Origin of the sequence: Chryseobacterium viscerum, assembly GCF_002899945.2 — a bacterium.
In the GTDB taxonomy this organism is placed as follows: Bacteria; Bacteroidota; Bacteroidia; order Flavobacteriales; family Weeksellaceae; genus Chryseobacterium; species Chryseobacterium viscerum.
Window position 1 is genome coordinate 260,979 of sequence record NZ_PPEG02000007.1, and the last position, 22,127, is coordinate 283,105.

General features: G+C 36.4%; 20 protein-coding genes. 9 read left to right on the forward strand and 11 right to left on the reverse strand.

Annotated features, from left to right (window positions below; all coding sequences use genetic code 11):
• The first annotated feature begins 104 nt into the window (after positions 1-104).
• From C1634_RS17670 to C1634_RS17690, 5 genes are all read left to right on the forward strand, one after another.
• On the forward strand, positions 105-1,457 hold the full coding sequence (locus tag C1634_RS17670; RefSeq protein WP_109738844.1) for an AAA family ATPase: 1,353 nt from the start codon (positions 105-107) through the stop codon (positions 1,455-1,457).
• Positions 1,458-1,507: 50 nt separating this feature from the next.
• Positions 1,508-2,617 carry an NAD(P)/FAD-dependent oxidoreductase gene (locus tag C1634_RS17675; protein ID WP_103231978.1) on the forward strand — a complete coding sequence of 370 codons (1,110 nt, stop codon included), beginning with the start codon at positions 1,508-1,510 and terminating at the stop codon, positions 2,615-2,617.
• A 48-nt stretch (positions 2,618-2,665) separates the two neighbouring features.
• Positions 2,666-2,971, forward strand: a complete 306-nt coding sequence (locus C1634_RS17680) for a hypothetical protein (RefSeq protein WP_103231979.1) — start codon at positions 2,666-2,668, stop codon at positions 2,969-2,971.
• A 125-nt stretch (positions 2,972-3,096) separates the two neighbouring features.
• Positions 3,097-4,209, forward strand: coding sequence for a peptide chain release factor 2 (gene prfB, locus C1634_RS17685; protein WP_103231980.1), 1,113 nt, complete (start codon positions 3,097-3,099; stop codon positions 4,207-4,209).
• A gap of 86 nt (positions 4,210-4,295) precedes the next feature.
• Positions 4,296-4,994, forward strand: coding sequence for a DedA family protein (locus C1634_RS17690; RefSeq protein ID WP_109738845.1), 699 nt, complete (start codon positions 4,296-4,298; stop codon positions 4,992-4,994).
• Positions 4,995-5,372: 378 nt separating this feature from the next.
• On the opposite strand, the gene C1634_RS17695 is transcribed toward C1634_RS17690, so the two are convergent.
• The 3 genes from C1634_RS17695 to C1634_RS17705 are packed head-to-tail and all read right to left on the reverse strand — an operon-like array spanning position 5,373 to position 8,198.
• Complete coding sequence (locus C1634_RS17695) at positions 5,373-6,242, reverse strand: alpha/beta hydrolase (RefSeq protein WP_103235260.1); 870 nt, start codon at positions 6,240-6,242, stop codon at positions 5,373-5,375.
• 38 nt (positions 6,243-6,280) lie between these two features.
• A complete protein-coding gene (locus tag C1634_RS17700) occupies positions 6,281-7,669 on the reverse strand; it encodes a serine hydrolase (protein WP_103235259.1) in 1,389 nt (462 codons plus the stop codon).
• Between the two features lie 43 nt (positions 7,670-7,712).
• On the reverse strand, positions 7,713-8,198 hold the full coding sequence (locus C1634_RS17705) for a tetratricopeptide repeat protein (protein ID WP_103235258.1): 486 nt from the start codon (positions 8,196-8,198) through the stop codon (positions 7,713-7,715).
• A gap of 155 nt (positions 8,199-8,353) precedes the next feature.
• On the opposite strand from C1634_RS17705, the gene C1634_RS17710 reads away from it, so the two are divergent.
• Entirely contained in the window at positions 8,354-9,238 is an 885-nt protein-coding gene (locus C1634_RS17710) for a DUF808 domain-containing protein (protein ID WP_109738846.1), read from the forward strand.
• 241 nt (positions 9,239-9,479) lie between these two features.
• Here the strand turns inward: C1634_RS17710 and C1634_RS17715 are convergent, their stop codons facing one another.
• The 6 genes from C1634_RS17715 to proS all read right to left on the reverse strand — a co-directional run bounded on the left by C1634_RS17715 (position 9,480) and on the right by proS (position 16,582).
• Complete coding sequence (locus tag C1634_RS17715; protein ID WP_109738847.1) at positions 9,480-10,160, reverse strand: DUF4304 domain-containing protein; 681 nt, start codon at positions 10,158-10,160, stop codon at positions 9,480-9,482.
• Positions 10,161-10,258: 98 nt separating this feature from the next.
• Complete coding sequence (gene dnaJ / locus C1634_RS17720) at positions 10,259-11,377, reverse strand: molecular chaperone DnaJ (RefSeq protein ID WP_103232058.1); 1,119 nt, start codon at positions 11,375-11,377, stop codon at positions 10,259-10,261.
• A 101-nt stretch (positions 11,378-11,478) separates the two neighbouring features.
• Positions 11,479-12,015: a nucleotide exchange factor GrpE gene (locus C1634_RS17725; protein ID WP_103232059.1), complete on the reverse strand. Its 537-nt coding sequence runs from the start codon at positions 12,013-12,015 to the stop codon at positions 11,479-11,481.
• A 198-nt stretch (positions 12,016-12,213) separates the two neighbouring features.
• Positions 12,214-13,551, reverse strand: coding sequence for an Nramp family divalent metal transporter (locus tag C1634_RS17730; RefSeq protein ID WP_103232060.1), 1,338 nt, complete (start codon positions 13,549-13,551; stop codon positions 12,214-12,216).
• 112 nt (positions 13,552-13,663) lie between these two features.
• Positions 13,664-14,989 (reverse strand): OmpA family protein, encoded by a 1,326-nt coding sequence (locus tag C1634_RS17735; RefSeq protein WP_103232061.1) that lies wholly within the window; start codon positions 14,987-14,989, stop codon positions 13,664-13,666.
• A gap of 117 nt (positions 14,990-15,106) precedes the next feature.
• Positions 15,107-16,582 (reverse strand): proline--tRNA ligase, encoded by a 1,476-nt coding sequence (gene proS, locus C1634_RS17740; RefSeq protein ID WP_103232062.1) that lies wholly within the window; start codon positions 16,580-16,582, stop codon positions 15,107-15,109.
• Between the two features lie 144 nt (positions 16,583-16,726).
• On the opposite strand from proS, the gene C1634_RS17745 reads away from it, so the two are divergent.
• Both C1634_RS17745 and C1634_RS17750 read left to right on the forward strand, forming a co-directional pair.
• A complete protein-coding gene (locus tag C1634_RS17745) occupies positions 16,727-17,842 on the forward strand; it encodes a prolyl-tRNA synthetase (protein ID WP_109738848.1) in 1,116 nt (371 codons plus the stop codon).
• Positions 17,843-17,895: 53 nt separating this feature from the next.
• Positions 17,896-19,281: an OmpP1/FadL family transporter gene (locus tag C1634_RS17750; protein ID WP_228410102.1), complete on the forward strand. Its 1,386-nt coding sequence runs from the start codon at positions 17,896-17,898 to the stop codon at positions 19,279-19,281.
• An 80-nt stretch (positions 19,282-19,361) separates the two neighbouring features.
• Here the strand turns inward: C1634_RS17750 and C1634_RS17755 are convergent, their stop codons facing one another.
• Both C1634_RS17755 and C1634_RS17760 read right to left on the reverse strand, forming a co-directional pair.
• Positions 19,362-20,090 (reverse strand): ZIP family metal transporter, encoded by a 729-nt coding sequence (locus tag C1634_RS17755; RefSeq protein WP_103232065.1) that lies wholly within the window; start codon positions 20,088-20,090, stop codon positions 19,362-19,364.
• Positions 20,090-20,815 (reverse strand): class I SAM-dependent DNA methyltransferase, encoded by a 726-nt coding sequence (locus C1634_RS17760; protein WP_103232066.1) that lies wholly within the window; start codon positions 20,813-20,815, stop codon positions 20,090-20,092. Before C1634_RS17760 ends, C1634_RS17755 begins: the two co-directional genes overlap by 1 nt.
• A gap of 137 nt (positions 20,816-20,952) precedes the next feature.
• Here C1634_RS17760 and C1634_RS17765 point away from each other — a divergent pair, with 137 nt between their 5' ends.
• Positions 20,953-22,119: a THUMP domain-containing class I SAM-dependent RNA methyltransferase gene (locus tag C1634_RS17765; protein WP_103232067.1), complete on the forward strand. Its 1,167-nt coding sequence runs from the start codon at positions 20,953-20,955 to the stop codon at positions 22,117-22,119.
• Positions 22,120-22,127 lie beyond the last annotated feature (8 nt).

Here is a 22,127-nt window from a genome sequence, read left to right on the forward strand (position 1 = left end):
ACATAGTAGTAGTCTATATGAATTAGATAATGTTACAGAATTATCATAAATCAATGTTGATTTATTTGTAAATACATTAAATTTGATAGAATTAATCAACAGTTATGAAGCTAATTGAACTGGCAGAGGAATTGAAAGTTTCTGCAGAAGCCATAAAACAATTTATACAGGATTTTGATATTGAGTTGGTAGACTGTATCAGTACCAATTTTGAAGTAAAAGAAGATTTTGAAAAATTTGCCCGCGAAAATATAGCCTTTTTAAAATTATACGAAAAAGACCTGGATAAAAATAAAACGCTGGAACAGATTGCTGAGGTGATCAATCAGCCTAAGGATAAGGTTGAAAAGGTAATCAAAGATAATAATCTGAATATTTTTGATAATGGATTCTTCAAATCATCCATATCAAGTTATGGAATTGATAACAAATTAGGCGGAAACTATAAGTTTGTGTATGATTATTTCGGGAGTAAAACCAGCCTTCAGCAAAGAGATTTTATAGGATACAGAGATCTGTTTTTTTATACATCAGCGGTTTTGGAGCCCTTTCTGAATCCACAGCAGATCAAAGATTGGGGAATCCACAGACCTGCAGGAATTATTCTGTATGGCCCTCCAGGAAGCGGTAAAATATTCTGGGCCAATAAGATTGCTGAGATCATTGGATATCAGTTTAAGGAAGTGAAAAAGCACTATCTGGGAATTTCGTTGGTTGACGGAAATGAAATTAATTTCAGTGATTTCCTGATGAATATGATGAAAGAAAATAAAATGTTGCTTTTTATGGATGATTTCGATGAAATTATGATGCAGCGAAAAGCAGAAACAGATATTGCATCTTGCAACCTTGAAGCGCAGGAACTTATTCTTCATTATATAAGCAAATTTGAAAAAGAAGGCGTTTTAATGGTAGGTTCTGCCAATTCTGTTTCGGAAATTGATGAAGAAATTCTTGCTCCGGGAAGATTTGATGTGATGATTCCTGTCTTTCCTCCCAATGCTTCAGAACGGTCGGAAATTATTTTATATGCGATGACCAGAGGTCTTGAGCAAGATTCTTTACTGTATAAAATCCTTAAAAATAATAAAGCTGATAAAATTCCTTTCTGGCATGAGTCGTCATCAAAAATGAAGGCATTCAGCAATACCATGTTGATAGATTTTACGCAGAGTTTAAAGAAAAGAATTAAAAATCTTTACCAAAAAACCCGAAATGAAAAGCTGAAGATCGATCAGAATCTTTTGAACGGAGCTTTAAGAGATGCCAGGTCTAAGCTTACCGAAGAATATCTTGATCAGGTAGCCCGATTCCTTGCCGATGCCATCATCAATAATTTTGATGATTTTAAGTTTAGAATTCAGGCATTGAAAATTGAACTGGAAACCTATAGGGTTGTTGAAGAACCTCGAAGAGAAATAGGATTTCAGCATAATGGTGAGGAGGATAAAGGGTAAATCGTTCAAAGTTTAGTGTTTTTCAAAAAATTACTTATCACTCATTACTCATGAACAGCATCTGGGAACTGGACACCTTCTACAGAAAAAGAGATATTATCATTATTGGTGCTGGATTTTCGGGGCTATGGACTGCTATATCCATCAAAGAGAAATATCCTGAAAAATCTGTTTTAATTATTGAACGGAATGCCATTCCATTGGGTGCATCAACGAGAAATGCCGGGTTTGCCTGTTTTGGAAGCCTTACAGAAATAATTGCCGATTCTGAGAAGATGGGTTGGGAAAAAACACTGGAGCTTGTTAGAATGAGGTTTGATGGACTTCAGAAAATCAGACATTATTTTAAGAATGATGAAATTGATTTTGAACTTAACGGAGGTTTTGAAATTTTAAATAATGAGAAACCTTTATTCCATATTGATGCTGTCAATAAAAAACTAAAACCTATTACCGGACTGGATAAAACGTATGCTCTTAAACAGAATAAGATAGAGGAATTCGGGCTTGGGAAATCATCATTTCTGATTGAAAACCCCTTTGAAGGAAGCCTGCATTCAGGAAGGCTTTTGCAGAAACTTCTTGAAAAATGTTATGAGCTGAAAGTGGAATTTTTATTCGGAACAGAGGTCGGAAGTATTGAAGAATCAGCGAATGAGATTGAAGTTCATTTTTCTGCTGATCTTTCTGTAAAAGCAGATCAAATGATCTATTGCACCAATGCATTCACATCAAAGTTTCTGGAAAAAGAAAACATCATTCCTGCCCGTGGACAGGTTCTTCTCACAGAACCAATAGAAGGTCTGAAGCTTAAAGGAACCTTTCACTATGATGAAGGATATTATTATTTCAGAAATGTAGGAAACAGAATATTGTTGGGAGGCGGAAGAAATCAGGATTTTGAAACAGAAGAAACGACCGCCTTTGACACTACAGAATACCTGCAAAATCATTTGGAGAACTTTTTAAAAGAGGTCATACTTCCCCATAAAGACTTTACAATAGCACTTCGCTGGTCAGGAATAATGGCGATGGGTTCAGAAAAAACACCCATTGTAAAACAGGTTTCGGAAAGACAGTTTTGTGCCGTAAGACTTTCAGGAATGGGAGTTGCATTAGCTCCAAAGATTGGTGAAATGGTAGCAGAAATGATAAACTAAATTGAGATCTTCATCTAAGATTTTACGAATAAACCGGAATAAAACAGAATGAGCAGTTATAAATATACAGTATGGTTTTCTATATTGACAATTCCTCTTGGTTTTCTTGCAATCCTTGCAGGAGGTGGAGGTCACGGGACTTATTTTCCTTTATTGGCTATCTTTCCGTTTAGTTTACTGGGAACTTTTTTTAATGAAGAAATACCTGTACTTATAGGAATAATACAATTACCTGTTTATGGTTTTTTAATGGATAAATTTGAAACAAAAAAAGCCTTTCCCGTTATTCTTGCAATACATGTTATATGCATTTTTACTGTTTTTATGCTGAGAAGAGACTACTTTTTTAGTTAATTATCTTCCGACCAGTTAGAACCCACAACTCAAATCCGGCAACTCGTAACCCGAACCCCCGAAAACTCAGAATTCAAAATGCTCCACTCTAAAAGAATTCCTTATTTTTGCAAAAAGAAAAATTCGTGATTAACAACGACCATATAAAAGAAGTTCAATCCAGAATTGAAGACTTACACAGATATCTTCAGATTGAAAAAAAGAAGATTGAAATTGCCAATGATGATGAAAAAACTGCAGCCCCTGAGTTTTGGGACAATCCGAAAACGGCTGAAGCATTTCTAAAGCAACTTCGTTCCAAGAAAAAATGGGTGGAAGGCTATGACGAAATTCAGACTCAGTTTGAAGATCTGCAGGTTTTACTTGAGTTCGCCAAAGAAGATCCTGATTCTGAAAAAGAATTGGATGAAACGTTTCCACAATTGGTTGAAAAAATTGAGGATCTGGAATTCAAAAATATGCTTTCCAATGAAGGGGATGAGCTTTCTGCAGTGCTGCAGATCACTGCCGGAGCAGGAGGAACAGAAAGTTGTGACTGGGCAGCTATGCTGATGAGAATGTATACCATGTGGGCAGAAAAACAGGGCTATAAAATCCGTGAACTGAACTTCCAGGAAGGGGAAGTAGCAGGAGTGAAGACCGTAACGCTGGAAATTGAAGGAGAATTTGCTTTTGGATATTTAAGAGGAGAGAACGGAGTACATAGACTGGTACGAATTTCCCCTTTTGACAGTAATGCAAAACGCCATACAAGTTTTGTATCCGTTTACGTTTATCCTTTGGTAGATGATACCATCGAGATCAATATCAATCCTGCAGACATCAGCTTTGAAACCATGAGATCTTCCGGAGCAGGAGGACAGAACGTAAACAAGGTAGAAACCGCGGTACGTCTTCGTCACGCACCTACCGGAATTATCATTGAAAACTCCGAATCCCGTTCTCAGCTTCAGAATAAAGAAAAAGCCATGCAGCTCCTTCGTTCAAGACTATACGAAATGGAATTGGAAGAGCGTTTGAAAGCAAGAAATGAGATAGAAGCCAACAAAATGAAGATCGAGTGGGGAAGCCAGATCAGAAACTACGTCATGCATCCTTACAAATTGGTAAAAGATGTACGTTCGGGGCATGAAACATCAGATGTAGATGCCGTAATGAATGGGAATCTTACTCCATTCTTAAAAGCATTCTTAATGGCTGATGGGACGGCAGTTTCCGATGATGATTTCAACTTATAACAATCATGTTTGAATTTTAGTTAAAATCTTATAATTAATTTTTGTTTCAGACATTTTAGGCTTACTTTTGTTGTTCATCGATATTTATGGAAGATTTCAATAGCTGGAAGGATTTATTAAACCCTGAGTTTTATATTAAAATGGGAGGGTTTTGGCTTATTTTATTCATTGTTTTTGCTGAAACAGGCCTTTTTGTAGGGTTTTTCCTACCTGGAGACTCACTTTTATTCGTTTCCGGGATTTATGCCGTTGAAATTATTAAAGAGACTTTTGGTTCTACAGGAAGCGATTTCTTAGATACCACTATTTTGGCTTCAGGAGTAGCTCTTGCTGCTATTATAGGAAATGAAGTAGGATATTATTTCGGAAGAAAAGCAGGACCTGCTTTATATAAAAGACCAGATTCAATGCTTTTCAAGAAAAAATACCTTTATCAGGCTCACGATTTCTTTGAAAAACATGGGGCATTAGCCATTATTATGGCAAGATTCCTACCTGTTGTGAGAACTTTTACACCCATTGTTGCAGGAATTGTGAGGATGGATAAAAAAGAGTTTTTAAGAGATAATGTTATCGGTGCGGTATTATGGTCATTTATCTTGATTTTTGCAGGACATTATCTTGACAAATTGTTTATGGAGCAGTTTGGAATCAACTTAAAACAAAAACTGGAATACATCATTATTGTAATCGTATTGGTGACTACACTTCCGGTTATCTTCAAGTTTGTTTTTGGAAAAAAAGAAGATCTTTCTAAAAAATATGAAGACCAGGATTTTAAATAAATAAAAATTCAATCAAAAATATAGAGCCGTCTCAGTAGTGAGATGGCTTTTTTTATTGCTTATTGAATGGGCTTTTTCTTTAATGCAAAGATTAAATCTCAATATTTTATATTTCAGGAGGCAAAGATGTGAATCAATGAAATTGATTCTTACTAAGCGTAAGTGTAATATCCATACTTCTTACAGATTACACAGGCTTTTCCACAAACATCTGCTTAATCTGTGAAATCAGCGGGAGATTAAAATAATTTCGGAAAGCTATATAATAACCAAATAGCTTCATCAGTGACACAGTCACTATCCCTTAGCTCTCTTAAGCTAAAACGTTTGATGATCTATCCTTTGCGTTTAATAATAAAAAAAAATCTTATGAAAACTCTATTTTTTAATCCATTCTAGAATGTTAGGATAAATAATGCTGTCTCTTTTTCTTTTACTGAAGAACCTTGGAGCATGTCCTGCGCCTTTCATAAAGACAAATTTGTGAGGAACATTCAGGTGGGTAAGCGCAGAGTCCATGGCTATTCCCTGATGCTGATTAACGAGAAAATCATTGTTTCCCTGAAATAGCAGGGTAGGAACATTCGTGATATTGGCAATAGGACTGGCTTCTTTAAAGGCTTCAGAGATATTTTTTCTTTCAAATTTAGTCCCTACAACCTTTTGAAACGTAGAAGAAGTATATTTTGAATAAAAAGATTTTAGATATTCAGAACTGAAAAAATCGGTAGGTCCACTTAGAGAAATGATTTTTTTGATCTGTTCAGGATGCTGATATCCGTAGAGTAGAGCAAGATGTGCACCGGCACTTTCTCCCAAAAGAATATAATTGTTAGACTGAAGTTCTGCCTTTTCCGATAAAGAATTGAATTTCTCAATGACCAGACCAATATCCTCAAGCTGTTGTTTGTAAGTGATTTTTTTCTTGGTGGAAACCAATCGGTAATTCATGCTGATGCTCGGAATCCTGTTATTAAAAAGCATTTTCTGAACCTGGATCATATGCTCTTTTTTACCGAGAGTCCAAGCTCCGCCATGTACAATAACAACTACAGGAGCATCTTGTGGGTAATCCTTGGGAAGAAAGACATCCATTTTCTGTCTTTTGTGTTCACCATATTTTAAATTGTAAATTTTCTGCTGTCCTCCGGGACCTACCCAAACTCTGAATTTCGTATTGCAGGATTGCAGGAGAAAACCAATGCATCCCATGACGAAAAAATGATACCGGAGAATGAACTTTTTCATTAATTAAATTTACAAAAAAATCTATTGATTATGAAGGATTAAAGTCTTTCTGCTGTCTTTGATGAAAGTCCTTTTTTAATGGTAATAACGTCCTTTTCTCCTTTCTTAAAAATAAAAGAAATCTCGGTGTCATCATCCTGAAGGAAAAATACATCCTCTTTTTCAGCCAGCATTCTTACCTTAGGATCTTTATTGTTCTGAATAAAAAGCTGACCGTTTTCGTACAGAATATGAATAATGCTATCATCAGAAAGCTTATAATCACCCGCATATTTTTTGAGAACATCAGCACTTAGCGTTGTTTCTTTTTTCGGTTGTGGAAGAGTGTAAGGCTGTCCTAAAAGTGCTGCTAAAATAGTATTTCCAGCTTTCTCCAATTTTTTACTTGTGATATTGTTCAAAAGGATAATACAAAGATCATCCTCAGGAAGCATGGCAAAATAACTTGTGGAACCCTCTATATTTCCGCCATGGTTAATGAGTTTTTTTCCATAAAGATCATCAATGAACCAACCATAGCCGTAGCCGCTCAAATAAGGTGTGGTCGCTTTTTTAAACGCTTCTTTGGAAACAATTTTATAATCCCTCAATCCTAAATAATAATTGTACAGGTCTTCAGCGGTACTGTAGATCTGTCCTGCAGGACCGGTTAATGTAGAATTCCAGACTTCTGTTTTTTCCTGTCTTGTTTTTGAAATATAAGAATAAGGAACCGTTTTGTAAGGACTTTTCAGAGCCATGTAGTTAAAGCCGGTATGAGTCATCTTGAGAGGATTTAAGATGATTTTTCTTACAGCATTTTCATAAGAAAGCCCCGTTATTTTTTCAATGATGAGTCCCAGTACAATATACCCCGAATTGGTATACGAAAATTGAGTGCCGGGCTCAAAATCCAGCGGTTCATTCTTAAAAAAAGAAAGTTCTTTATTTTTGGCTATGGCTTTTCCGGTGTGAAGCAGACTGAAATACTCCTTATTTCGTAATACTTCATAAATTCCCGAAGTATGGGTAAGGAGATGTTCTATAGTGATTTCATTTCCTCTTGGATAATCTGCAATAAACTTTGAAATAGGATCTTTAAAAGAAAGTTTTCCTTCTTCACTTAGTTTTACAATGACCAGGGCAGTGAAAGACTTGGTTAAAGAAGCAATCTGATAAATACTTTTATCCTGATTGTGTATATTTTTCTCTGCATTTTGCCAGCCATATGATCTTTCAAAAATATTCTTATTCTGATAATGGATTAAAGCTGTTCCGTTAAATTTATTAATACCCTCAAATGCTTTTATAATACGGTCTATTTCTTCTTTTTTCTTTTCCTGATTAAAGTTGTTGAGACTCGTTGGAGTCTGAGCTTTTAAAGTAAAACAGATTGTACTGAACAGACAAAATAAACATCCTAAAGTTAAAATATGAAATTGACGCATAGTATCAGGTTTTAAAAAACGGGTAAATTAAGCAGATTTTTGTTTATATTGATAATAGATTTTCAGCATAGCGGCTCAAAGAATTATTGTATCTGGGCAAATGTTTTGATATTGCTTTCAAAGCTATAGATAGCGCTTCTTTATCCTCTCCCGCTGAAGAAAGGGATAATGCTAAAAAAGAATCTACTGCATCATTCAATTCATCCGAATAATTGGCTTTCTCTTCTCTTAAAATACGAATGCTCTCTTCTATTTTTCCATTATTCCTTAAGGTACTTGCCAGTTGGATTCTTGCTCTTCTTCTTCGCAACCCGGTGAGTCCCTTATCTAATGCGGATCTGTACAAAGGTTCCGCTTCTTTTTCATGCCCGGTGGAATCAAAAGCACAGGCTCTTTCAAAATCAGCAATCGCTTGCGAATTTGGGCGTAATTCGACATGATTTTTAATTTGCTGAATAAACTCTTCATTGCTTATTATTCCAAGCTTCAGCCAGATACTTTGTAATTGAATTTCCCAGTTTTCGTCCATCGATTAGATTTTAAACAAAGATATAAAATATTGAAAGTGAAGTATTCCTTTATTATTCTCATAATTCTTAAAATTATTGTACTCTTATGAATCAGAAAACGGAATTAAATATTTATTTTTGCTGAACTTAACAAAGATTAAAAAATTATTAAAATATGGCATCAGGCTTTTTTGCAATTTTGGATGATATTGCCGCATTGATGGATGATGTAGCGGTTACGAGTAAGATTGCTACCCAAAAGACAGCAGGTATTTTAGGAGACGACCTGGCTGTAAATGCAGAAAAAGCCACTGGCTTTCTTTCTTCAAGGGAAATTCCGGTTTTATGGGCAATTACAAAAGGTTCTTTTATCAACAAACTGATCATTCTGCCTATCGTTTTTTTACTTAATTGGTTGTATGCTCCGGCTATTAATTATGTATTGATTCTTGGAGGATTCTATCTGGCTTTTGAAGGCGTTGAAAAAGTAATAGAATTCCTTTTTCACCGTGACAAAAAGGGTCATGAAGTTATAGAAGAAATTGAAGAAGACAAAAAAAGTTCTGAACAAATTGAAAAAGAGAAAGTAAAATCGGCAATTACAACTGATTTTATTTTATCAATCGAGATCGTTATTATTGCTTTAGGAACCGTATTGGAAGAAAGCCATCCTTTCATTACGCAGATTTTAGTAACGAGCTTAGTTGCATTTATCGCTACGGTTGGAGTTTATGGAATTGTAGCTTTGATCGTGAGAATGGATGATGCAGGGTTTAAATTAATAAAGAAAAGTAACGATAAAGGTTTTTTCGGGAGGCTTGGACATCTATTAGTGAAGGCTTTACCTATTGTTATTAAAATATTAGGAGTCGTAGGGACAATTGCTTTAATAATGGTTGCTGGTGGAATTTTTCTACATAGGATTGAATTTTTCCATGGCATATTTCCAACCTGGCCAGATGTTTTGAAAGAGCTTACGCTTGGTGTTGTTGGCGGATTGGTAGCGGTTGCCGTATTTACTGTAGGAAAGGGAATCTATTCTTTAGCTACGAAAAAATAAAACAGAATTAGAATTAAATAACCAAAAAAATCCTGTGTTCGAAAGAATGCAGGATTTTTTGTAATGTGCACTGCCAGGAGATTCTTATTCTTTATTAGGTTATGTATTGGTGAACATACTTTTCAGAATAGGAGTTGCTGTTTTTCTTATCATTTTCAGAATATTATTTTTTATCATACAGATGATTGAAAAAATGGTTGATAAGAATATTTTTATTGACTTGGGTTAATTTATTGTAAGCTTATTTTATTTTCAACCCATTTACATAGGCTAATTTAATTGTATTAGCTCCGTGAAATTCAGAAGAATTGAGATCGATTTCATTTTCTGTTTTTAGTTTCTCGTAAAGTTTAAGAATATTCCCTTTATAAGGGCAATTGTTTACAAAATTATTTAGAAAAACTTCAGCAGTATCTTTTTCAGAAAAACATAAAAGGAAGTCTAAAGGAGAAATAGAATTCTCTGACCATTGATTAAACTTTGTTCCATTGTTTTTTAGAAATTCGACAGCAATTTCCTTAGAATTAAAAATTTTGAAAATTGGGAGGATGTATTTTTCTATATTTTCTGTGATTTCAATAATTGATTTTTCATAAGATAATCCTGCTAAATTCCATTCTTTCCAATTATTATACGGAGTTAAATAACCTATCTGATTTCCAAAAATTAATCCCTGAGAATATTCATTTTTAGTTTGCTCTGTCTGCCATTTCTTTAAAATTTTAGAATAGATAGCAATATGAGGAAGGAACTGAACGGATGAAGAATCATTCCTAAAACTGGACTGAAAATAAATCTCAAAATAGATGTCTTTATCAAGGGAAATTTTTTTAAGCCTTTGTCCTTTTTCAAGTGTTTTGAAACCATTGAGTTGAGTGGCAATTTCATTGCAGGCATTTAAAAATATTGTTCTTGTATCCATTTGTTTCTGATAATATTTTGAATAAATCCAATTGAGGAGCAAAAATAAAAAAAATAAAAGAGCAAAAAAAAGAGACTTAAACAAGTCTCTTTTATATATTAATTGAATAAATCTTTCACTTTATCAAAAAAAGTTTTTTCCTTTCCGGATGGTTCTGCAACCATTTCTCCGCTGGACATCTGCTTTTCAAAGAAATCTTTCTGCTCTTTGGTAAGCTTCTGTGGCGTCCATACATTGATGTGGATGAACATATCTCCTTTTCCATAGCTGTCGATACTTGGAAGTCCTTTTCCAGCTAATCTTAGGATCTTTCCGGATTGAGTTCCCGGATCAACGGTGATTTTTACTTTTCCGCCCACAGTAGGAATTTCTTTTTTAGTTCCTAAAGCAGCTTCAGCAAATGAAACATACAGTTCCTGATGTAGATTATCACCCTCTCTTTTGATCGTTTGATCTACTTCTTCTTCAATAATCACCAATAAGTCACCCGGAATTCCGCCAAAAGGAGCATCATTTCCTTTTCCTCTTACATTAAGCTGAATACCATCTCTAGCTCCAGCAGGAATGTTGATGGTGATTTCCTCTTCCTCTTTTATAAGCCCCTGTGCATTGGCTCCTGCAGGAATTTTATCAGCAACCTTTCCGATTCCCTGGCAGGTACCACAAGTAGTTTGTGTCTGCATTTGGCCAAACATCGTGTTCATTACTTTAAGCTGAACACCGGAACCATTACAGGTAGGGCATATTTTTGATGTGGCACCTTCTGCCATCATCATTTTTTTTACTTTAATGGTTTTTTGAGTTCCGTTTACCATTTCCTCAAGGTTCAGCTTGATTCTGATTCTTAAATTAGAACCTTTCACCTGCTGACGGCCACCGCCGCCACCGCCGAATCCTCCGAAACCACCACCGAAAATATCTCCAAACTGGCTGAAAATATCTTCCATGTTCATTCCGCCTCCGAAGCCACCGCCTCCGTAACCGCCGTTTCCACCTACTCCGGCATGACCGAACTGGTCGAATCTGGCACGTTTCTGATCGTCGCTTAGAACTTCGTAAGCTTCAGCAGCTTCTTTAAATTTTTCTTCAGCCTCTTTATCACCGGGATTTTTATCCGGGTGAAATTTGATAGCCATTTTACGGTATGCTTTTTTTATTTCGTCGGCCGATGCAGATTTGCTGATCTCAAGAACCTCGTAATAATCTCTTTTTGACATGACAATTTTATAATTGATTGTTGATAAATGATAAAAGATATTTTAAAGCTAATAAGTGAAATATTCATCCATTATCACTCATCATTTATCATTTATTAATTTTAATTTCCTGTTACTACTTTTGCAAAACGGATTACTTTATCACCTAAAGTGTATCCTGTTTCAATAACATCTACGATTTTTCCCTTCAAATCTTCTGATGGAGCAGGGATCTGAGTAATCGCCTCATGGAAATCAACATTAAAGCTGTCACCAGCCTTTACTTCCATTGTTTGTAAGCCTTTTTCAGTAAGTTTATTTTTGAATTTCTGATAGATCAGTTCTACACCTTGAAGGTCAGCAGGATTTCCGTTTTTAGCGATTTCTTTTAATGCTCTTTCAAAATCATCTAAAACTCCTAACATTGAAACCATCATTTCCTGGTTAGCGTACTGGAAGAATTCCATCTTCTCCTTACTCGTTCTTTTTTTATAGTTTTCGAATTCAGCATATAATCTGATGTAACGGTCTTTTTCTTCTGCCAAAAGTTCTTCTGGAGAAGGAGCAACTGTCACATTGTCCTGAGATGCTGCTTCGTTTTGAACATTGTTTTCTTCCTGATTATTGATGCTTTCTTCGTTAATATCCTTGTTTTCCATAATTCAATATTTATTTACTGATTGTTTCACAAAGAGCCTGCCAAATCTAAAATCAGGACATTAAGGCAGAAAAATAATGAGTAGGTAAGGGGCATTTTGAAACTTAAATAGGTCAATGCGCCCACCCTTGTAAATTAAAGGAGTTTATCGTTTGATTATTGATATTGTGAAACAAAATTGACTATTGACAGCTCTAGGCTATTGTTCTCCTGCAAACGTTTGATATAAGAGATATAGATTCAAAATAATGATAATAATGGAAATAACCCATACACAGATTTTAAGGAATGGCTTATTGACAAATTCACCCATTTTGGCTTTATCATTGGTAAACATCACCAGTGGAACAACCGCAAAACTCAACTGCATAGAAAGAATTACCTGGCTTAAAACCAACAGATCAGTTGTTCCCTTCTCTCCGTAAAGAATAGCAACAATAAGTGCAGGAATTACAGCAATAAGTCTTGTAATAAGTCTTCGCAGCCATGGTTTTAATCTGATATTTAAAAATCCTTCCATTACAATCTGCCCTGCAAGCGTTCCTGTCAATGTTGAATTTTGTCCGGAGGCTAATAGAGCAATTGCAAACGCAATACTTGCCATGGAAGCTCCCAAAATAGGAGTCAACATTTTATAGGCATCATGAATGTCTGCAACATGTTCATTACCCGTTGTATGGAATGTAGCTGCTGCGAGAATAAGTATGGCAGCATTGATGAAAAATGCCAGCATCAGTGAAACGGTACTGTCTAAAGTAGCAAATTTAATTGCCTCCTTTTTCCCTTCAGTATCTCGGGTGTAATCTCTTGTCTGTACAATACTGCTGTGAAGATAAAGGTTGTGGGGCATGACTGTAGCTCCTAAAATCCCAATAGCAATATAAAGCATGGCCGGATTTGTAATGATTTCCTTTTGAGGTACCAATCCTCCCAGAATTTCGTTGAAAGCAGGTTGGGAGATCACAATTTCATAAATGAAACAGGCTAGAATAATGAATATAAGTCCACCTACAATACTTTCAATCCATCGGAAACCTTTGGACTGAAGCAAGAGGATAATTAAGACATCAACTGTTGTGATGACAATTCCCCAGGTCAGCGGAATATGAAATAATAGGTTTAAGGCAATAGCAGAACCAATGACCTCGGCGAGATCACAGGCGGCAATGGCTATTTCACAGAACACCCAAAGAATAAAATTAGTAGTAGGGCTGAAGTGATCCCTACAGGCCTGTGCAAGATCTCTTTCTGCTACAACACCTAGTTTTACAGATAAATGCTGTAAAACCATTGCGAAAATATTGGAGATAAGAATAACTGAAAGTAGGGTATATCCAAATTGAGCTCCCCCAGCAATATCCGTAGCCCAGTTTCCCGGGTCCATATATCCTACCGCAATCATCAGTCCCGGTCCTGCAAACGCAAGATACTTCCTCCAAAAACTTGCATTTTTAGGTACTTTGATAGATGAATAAACCTCTGATAAGGAGTGAGATGTTTTATCTTTTCGCCAGGCGCCTTTTATATTGAAATTCATAAATGTTAGAAATGACTAACAAATTTAATTAAATAAATGTAAACACAAAAATATGGAAAGAAAAAATCCCGGAAATTACTTCCCGGGATCTAATTTTTATTAAGTCTAAAGATTATTTCGCAAATCTGATAGACATTTTTCTGTCAGCAGCTCTTTCAGCATCAGAAGCTTTAGCATCTACTTTAGCAAATTGACTTCCGTAACCGTCTGCAGCAATTACCTGTGCACCAACGCCAGCTTTAGCTAAAGCAGCTTTGATAAATTCAGCTCTTGCTTTTGACAATTTTACGTTAGAAGCTTCGTTTCCTGTTTTATCAGTGTAACCTCCAACTTTGATTTTTGCTTCAGGGAAAGCCTTAAGAATAGCTACTAAGTTATCCAATTGTCCTTGTGAACCAGCTTCCAGTTCCGTAGAGCTTCCCATTTTGAAATTAACGTGATCGAAATCGTACCACTTCTCTTTCAATACTGAATCATCAGCTGCATTCTTATACCCTCCGGATTTTAGGAAAGTAATCATCTGATCTTCCATTCCGCCTTTGTAACCTTTTAACATTACCCCGTTAAGGTCAATGTTTTCATCAGTTTTAGCAGTTGCCGGAGCAGGGGTTACAGTTGCAGATGCTGTATCTGCAGTTGAACCAGCTGTTGCAGAGTCAGACGTCGCTGTTGTAGTCGTTGTCGTCTGTTTTTTCTCACACTGTTTCCATAGGAAATAGGCGGCTGCAATTAATAATAAAAGCGGAAGCAACCATTTCCAGATTGAGCCTCCGCCTTGATTATTATTGTTATTATCATTAAATTGTTCTCTTATTTCTCTTGCTCCTTCCGAAACATTTTCTCTTGCTGTAGCAACACCTTCGGCGATGTTATCTTTAGCAGTAGAAGTAACAGAAGAAACCGTTTCTTTTGCCTGGCCAAACCAATTTTCAGCTCCTAGTCCAAAGGAAGCCAAAGAAAGACCTGCCGGCAGTAAAGAAGAAATAATGCCTTTCTGATCATTCAGTAAGCTGGAAATACCTGAAGCACCCAAATTATTGTCTGCTGCATATTTTCCGACAGTACCTGCTGTCGCTCCAGTCACCAGGCTTAACAAAGAACCTGCAGTGGTGTTGCTGACTCCTGAAAAACTTGCAATAGAATTGACTAATCCACCTACTTTATCTCCAAAAATTGAAGACAACAAAGTAGAAATGATAGGACTGCTAGACGATCCGCCTAATAAATTTCCTAAAATTCCACTTGATGAGGCCTGTGTAATAGCATCCACAACGCCAGGTTTATCTGCATTATTGGCTAATCCACCTACTACAGCAGGTAATAGTCCACCAATTGCTTTAGAAATACCGGATTCACTTTCTCCAAACTGCGATGCAGCTTGTGAAACCAAAGCGGGACCTAATTGCCCTTTAATTAAATCAATGACATTTAAAGACATAATAATAAATTTTTTTGATTAATGTTGAGATAAATTTAAACAAAAATCTGTCCAAATGTCACTTTTTTTTGAATATTTCTTAAAAATTAACTAATTTTTTTAAAATTATTAAATTTTTTAATACGCTTTTGCAAATAACACACGTCTCTTAGATGGTTTTCCAGAGATCAGTGAAATTCCTTCTTCTATATCATCATCTAAAGGAATACATCTGATCGTTGCCTTCGTTTCATCCTTGATCTGTTCTTCTTCTTCAGCCGTACCATCCCAGTGAGCATAGATGAAACCACCTTTCTCTTCCAGCACTTTTTTGAACTCTTCATAAGTATCCACTTTCGTGATATTATTGTCTCTGAATTCAAAAGCTTTATTGTAAATGTCCTGCTGAATAGTTTTTAATAACTCTTCGATGTAAGTATCAAGCCCTTCAATAGAACGAACTTCTTTTGTAAGATTATCTCTTCTGGCGATTTCCACCGATTTGTTTTCCAAATCTCTTGGTCCCATTGCGATTCTTACAGGAACTCCTTTCAATTCGTATTCTGCAAATTTCCAACCCGGTTTGTTCTGAGTGTCATTATCAAATTTCACAGAAATTCCTTTTGCCTTCAGCTTCGCCTGGATATCCAACGCAACCTCACTGATTTGCTCTAACTGCTCTTCTCCTTTAAAGATAGGAACAATCACTACCTGAATTGGCGCTAAAGTAGGAGGTAATACCAATCCGAAATCATCAGAGTGGGTCATGATCAAAGCTCCCATCAAACGCGTTGATGTTCCCCATGATGTAGCCCATGCATGTTCAATCTTTCCTTCTTTGTTGGTGAATTTTACGTCAAATGCTTTTGCGAAATTCTGACCTAAGAAGTGAGATGTTCCTGCTTGTAATGCTTTTCCATCCTGCATCAATGCTTCGATACAGTACGTTTCATCTGCTCCTGCAAATCTTTCAGAAGGTGTTTTTAATCCTTGAACTACCGGTATTGCCATAAAGTTCTCTGCAAAATCTGCATAGACTTTATTCATTTTTTCTGCTTCCTCTACGGCTTCGTTTTTGGTAGCGTGAGCAGTGTGCCCTTCCTGCCATAAGAATTCTGTTGTTCTTAAGAAAAGACGTGTTCTCATTTCCCAACGAACCACATTCGCCCATTGGTTGATCAATATTGGTAAATCTCTGTAAGATTGAATCCAGTTTTTGTATGTATTCCAGATAATAGCTTCTGAAGTAGGACGAACGATAAGTTCTTCTTCAAGTTTTGCATCCGGATCCACAATCAGTTTGGATGGATTGTTCGGATCGGTTTTTAATCTGTAGTGAGTAACAACAGCACATTCTTTTGCAAAACCTTCTGCATTTTTTTCCTCTGCCTCAAACAAGCTCTTGGGCACAAAAAGCGGGAAGTATGCGTTAACGTGACCTGTTTCTTTGAATTTTTTATCCATTTCATCACGCATTTTTTCCCAGATTGCATAGCCATACGGTTTGATTACCATACATCCACGCACGACTGAGCTTTCAGCTAAATCAGCTTTTACAACCAGCTCATTATACCATTTGCTGTAATCTTCGCTTCTTGAGGTTAATTTTGCCATTATTTTTTAAAATTTTTTTAACTTTTGTACATTATTGTTATCTAAAAATAAAAATCTATTTTTGATAGATTTTTCTACCAGTGCTTTGGTACATTTTTGGTACAGATTGCAAATATAATTTAAATTAAAAATTTTTACGTTATCATGAAAAGAAATATACATAAAAATTTGCTTGGTCTGCTAAGATCCAAAGGGATTTTGGCCATATCGGGCGGATTATTACTTGTGTCTTGTGGTGCTCAGATGGGAGGGTATAGCGAGACAGACGGGGTGTATTACGACCCCAATAAGGATACGCTACCTGAAGGAGTTATCATTAATGATAGCGGAAACAGGGTAGGAGAATACTATGACTACTATCAGGATTCTAATGTGATTCAAAATGCACAAACGAATTCCAGAGAACAGCAAAACAGATATAGTGACTGGAGTGGTACCAATCCGAATTGGAACACCAATGCTACAGATTCCGATTGGGGACTTTATTCAGGTTCTCAAACGAACTACTATGATAACTCATGGGGATGGGGATCTCCTTGGGGAATGTATGGTGGCTATAGCCCATATTGGGGCATGAACCGCGGCTGGGGCTGGGGTGGAAGCATGTCCTGGGGTTGGGGCGGATCATTCGGATGGGGCTGGGGAGGCTCTTACGGATGGGGAAACCCATACTGGGGATATGGTGGTTATGGAGGATACTATGATCCATTCTGGGGCGGCTACGGAAACCCTTACTGGGGCTACGGAGGAGGTTACTGGGGTGGTGGCAACTACAACAGACCTGTTTACAGAAGAAGTGGTGTGAGCGGAGGAGGATTCCAGAATACTGGGGTAGCCAACGCTGTATACAGAACAAATACAAATAATTCAGGTTTCAGAAATAGTAATGGAAACGGCGGATTCAGAAACACCAATAATGGAGGTTTCAGAGATTCGAACTCAAGTGGTGGTTTCAGAAACAGCAATGGCGGATTCAGAGACGGTAATTCAGGAGGCTTCAGAAACGGGAATTCCGGAGGTTTCAGAAATACACAGTCTAACGGTGGATTCCGTAATTCTGCACCACAAACAAGACCTAATTACAATTATCAGCAACCACAGCCAAGATATAACAACAATAATAATGGAGGCTTCAGATCTAATGATTCAGGAGGTTTCAGATCTAGCGGTGGTTCCAGTGGAGGAGGCTTCAGAGGCGGTTCTTCAGGCGGTGGCGGCGGAATGAGATCCGGCGGCGGAGGCAGAGGCGGCTTCAGATAATTTTCAAACTAATAAACTATTAAAAAATAATGTTAAAAAAATCTTTAGTATTAATGAGTATTTCTGCTGCATTTTATGCGCAGGCTCAGGATGTTTCTGTAATAAGAAATACTGTAGATGTTTACTCAAGTACTCCTATGGTGGGATCGGCTAAGTTTAATGCAATGGCTGGATCTAATGGTGCGCTAGGTGGTGATGCAAACTCTCTGCTTACCAACCCGGCAGGTTTAGGGGTAGCTATTTCAGGAGAGGTTTCAGGAACTTTATCTATTTTAGGAAATAAAAACAGCAGCTCTTGGGCAGGATCTACTATAGACTATAGCAAAACGAAAGGTGATCTTGGAAATGCAGGAGGGATAATTGCTTTCCCACTGATGACAGAGACTGGATGGAAGTTTATTAATATTGGTATTAATTTTTCCAATCAACAACTTGACAATGTAATTCAGTCGCCAGGTAATAATAATATCGTGTATGCTTTTGATAAAGCGGATATAACGAAAGACGCTGCATTGGCAGGGCACATGTATGAAAGATACGGTAATTTGTCAAAAATGAGTTTTGGGGTAGGAGCGAATTATAATCATAATTTATATCTGGGAGCAGGTTTCAATTTTTTCAATGCTTCAATTGATCAATATGACAACTTGTTTTACAGAAATCTAACCAATAATTCTACAGAAGGATTTAGTAAGCAGGATACTCCATATTCAGAAAGATCTTCAGGTTTTTCTGCTTCATTAGGGGTAATCGGAAAGCTAAGTCCTAATTTCAGAGTGGGAGCGTCTCTTGAAACGCCTACATTCTGGACGATAGACAGAAACTACTATTTCTACAACGACCCTACTTACGGGGACGATATGGGTGCTGAAAACAGAAAGTTTACTTCACCGCTTAAAGCAACTGTGAGTGCTGCATTTGTAGCAAGTAAAAATTTCTCATTGAACGTAGATTATACCCTTGGACTTACAAAGCCTGACTATAAAGTATATGGTGGTGCAGAAAGAGAGTTGAATAGCTTCTTTAAGGATAACTACAAAAATCTTTCAGAAGTAAGAGTAGGAGCTGAGTACAGAGTACAGCAGTTCAGATTGAGAGGAGGTTACTCGTACCAGTCTAGTCCTTTTGATGCGCTTACGATCAGCAGATTTAATGATGCCGGAAGTGTAGGAGATCAGTCTTATAGCAACTTGATATTAAGTGATAGAAATACGCTTTCATTTGGTATCGGATATGATTTCAGATCTTTCTATGTAGATGCATCTTATCAGAATATCTCTTCTAAATATGCCAATCCTTTTATGAGAGGATATATGGGTGATAATTTTGATTCATCTTACTATTCTGCAAATAAAATCTTCGAAAGTGATTCTTACGCAGTAAGTGATGTAAAAAGTAACAGAAACAATTTCTTCCTTACTGTAGGATGGAAATTCTAAGCTTAAAACATTAAGTATATACAACAACAAAAAAGCTCCGAATTTCGGAGCTTTTTTTATTTTTATTTTTATCTTTATTTTTAATGAGAATGAGCAGCAGGATGTTGGTGGAAAAGATGCATCATCAATGCCAGTGAAACTCCTAAAACAACCAGGCCAATCTTCGTCCAGTCGATATTATGATTCTTATTGCTTTCAAAAATGATTACTGAAGAGATGTGAAGGAAAATTCCCCCTACAATAGCCAGAAAATAAGGCTGTAGATCAGGATTGAAATAATTTCCCAATAGCATTCCCATTGGAGAAGCCAAAGCAAATAAGGCTACAATCAGAATAGAAGGATATGATGAAGAACTCTTTGATTCTCCTTTTCTATTGAATAAAAATGCCCCCAGAATAAATGAAATAGGAAGATTGTGAAATACAATTCCCCAAAGATAAGGTGACATCTCATGCGTTTCATTGGCCAAAGGAATCCCTTCAATAAAAGCATGGATAAATAATCCTACCATTAAGGCAGCAGGAAGAATATTGTGCTCACTATGATGGTGAAAGTGTCCGTGTTCAAAACCTTTGGTAAGGGCTTCCAGAATCATCTGCAGAAGAACTCCTCCAATCACAAATATCCCAAGACTATTGCTTCCTGCAGAGGTATAAACCTGCGGGAAAACTTCATTGAGACAGATGGTAATCAAAAAGCCCGCACTTAATATCAATAGGTTTTTGGCTAGCTTTTCTTTTTTACCAAAGTGTTTTCCCAGAAATACTCCTGTTACTACACTTAAAATCAGTAAAAGTACTGTTGTCATTATTTTTTCTTAAATAAATTGATGCATCGTGGAGAATTTTCTTTCTTAAATTCATTCAGCTGATAATCTCCCCAGATTTTTATTCTTTCAAAACCACATTCAGAAGCATAGGCATGAATGGCTTCTAATGGGTGAAGTTTTACTTTTTCAAAGAAATGAAGCGGTTTACCATCTGCTTCAAACTGGATATCTTTGATGATATGTCTCCCTTCAATCTTTTTCAGGATCTTAAAATCAATATCACCACGGGTAATGACCGTTTCAGGAACTAATGTATTTCTTACATACTCCTCGTTCAGGTAATCCAGTACAAAATATCCTCCAGGTTTTAGCACATTGTAAACGGATTGGAATACTTTTTTGTCATCATTTTCATTGTCGAAATATCCAAAACTTGTAAATAAGTTGAATACAGCATCCATAGGATCTGCATCAATTGGATTTCTCATATCATGAACATCAAAAATCAACGTTTGATTTTCATACTGTTTATCAGACTCAATGCTTTGTCTTGAAAGATCCAGTCCCAAAACATCATACCCTAATTTGTTGAGGAAAACAGAGTGTCTTCCCTTTCCGCAGGCAAGATCTATGATTTTCGATTGAGGCGGAAGCTGAAGGTCCGCAGTAAGCTTTGTAATGAAGTTTTCAGCTTCTGTATAGTCTCTGTTGCTATAAAGCAAATGATAATAAGGGGTATCAAACCAAGATTCAAACCATTCCATAATGCAAAAATAACTAAATTTGTGCGGTTAAAAGCAAAGTATTTTACAACATTAAGAGATTGAGAAATTCAATTGGACAATAAGTTACATAGCTAATCTTTTGATTTTAAAAACTTTAAAACTTTTAATTCATACTTATGGATACAGAAAATATAAAAATACAGATAAAGACATTCTTCGGATTGGAGCCTATTCTTGCCGAAGAAATCAAAAAACTGGGTGGAAAAAACGTTGAAATTAAAAACAGAGCAGTAAATTGTGAGGGAGATCTTGGTTTTCTTTATAAAATCAATTATTCTGCGAGAACAGCATTGAAAATCTTAGTGCCAATTCACGAGTTCAAGGCTTTTAATCAACATCAGTTCTATGACAGATTGTTCAAATTTGAATGGGAGAACTTTATGGATGTTAACCAGTCTTTCTCTATTGATGCAACAGTAAACTCTGAAACATTCAAACATTCTCAGTTTGTCACGTTAAAAATGAAGGATGCCATCGTGGATTATTTCCAGGACAAATTCAAAAGACGTCCGAATGTGGAAACCAGAGAACCGGATATAAAATTTCACCTTCATATCGACAGAGAATTGGTGATGATCTCAATGGACTCTTCCGGAGATGCTCTATTCAAAAGAGGGTACCGAAAAGAGCAGGGAGAAGCACCTATCAATGAAGTGTTAGCAAGCGGAATGCTTCAGCTGGCAGGTTGGGATGGAAAAGGAAATTTCCTTGACCCGATGTGTGGTTCCGGAACCTTGTTGATTGAAGCAGCGATGATCGCTATGGATCTTCCGGCTCAGATTTTCAGAAAGAGATTCGGATTCCAGAACTGGAAAAACTATGATGCAGATTTGTTTTCAAAAATTAAAGAATTCAGAATCAACAGAGTAAGACAGTTTGATGGAAAAATCGTAGGATATGATATCGATTCAAGAATGCTGAATGCCGCAAGAATAAATGTAGAAGCAGCAGAAATGGAAGATGTTATTGAGATTAAAAAACAGGATTTCTTTGATTCGAAAAAAGAACTTTTCCCGTTATTAATGGTATTCAATCCACCATACGATGAGAGAATTTCCATCAATGATGATGATTTCTACAAAAAAATCGGAGATACCTTTAAAACCCATTATCCGAATACATTAGCATGGCTAATCTCTTCTGATCTGGAAGCAGTGAAGAAAATCGGACTACGTCCTTCAAGAAAGATCAAACTTTTCAACGGAAAGCTGGAAACGAGATTTTTACAGTACGAAATGTATGAAGGAACGAAGAAAGTACATAAACTGGAAGATAATAAATAGTAAGAAAA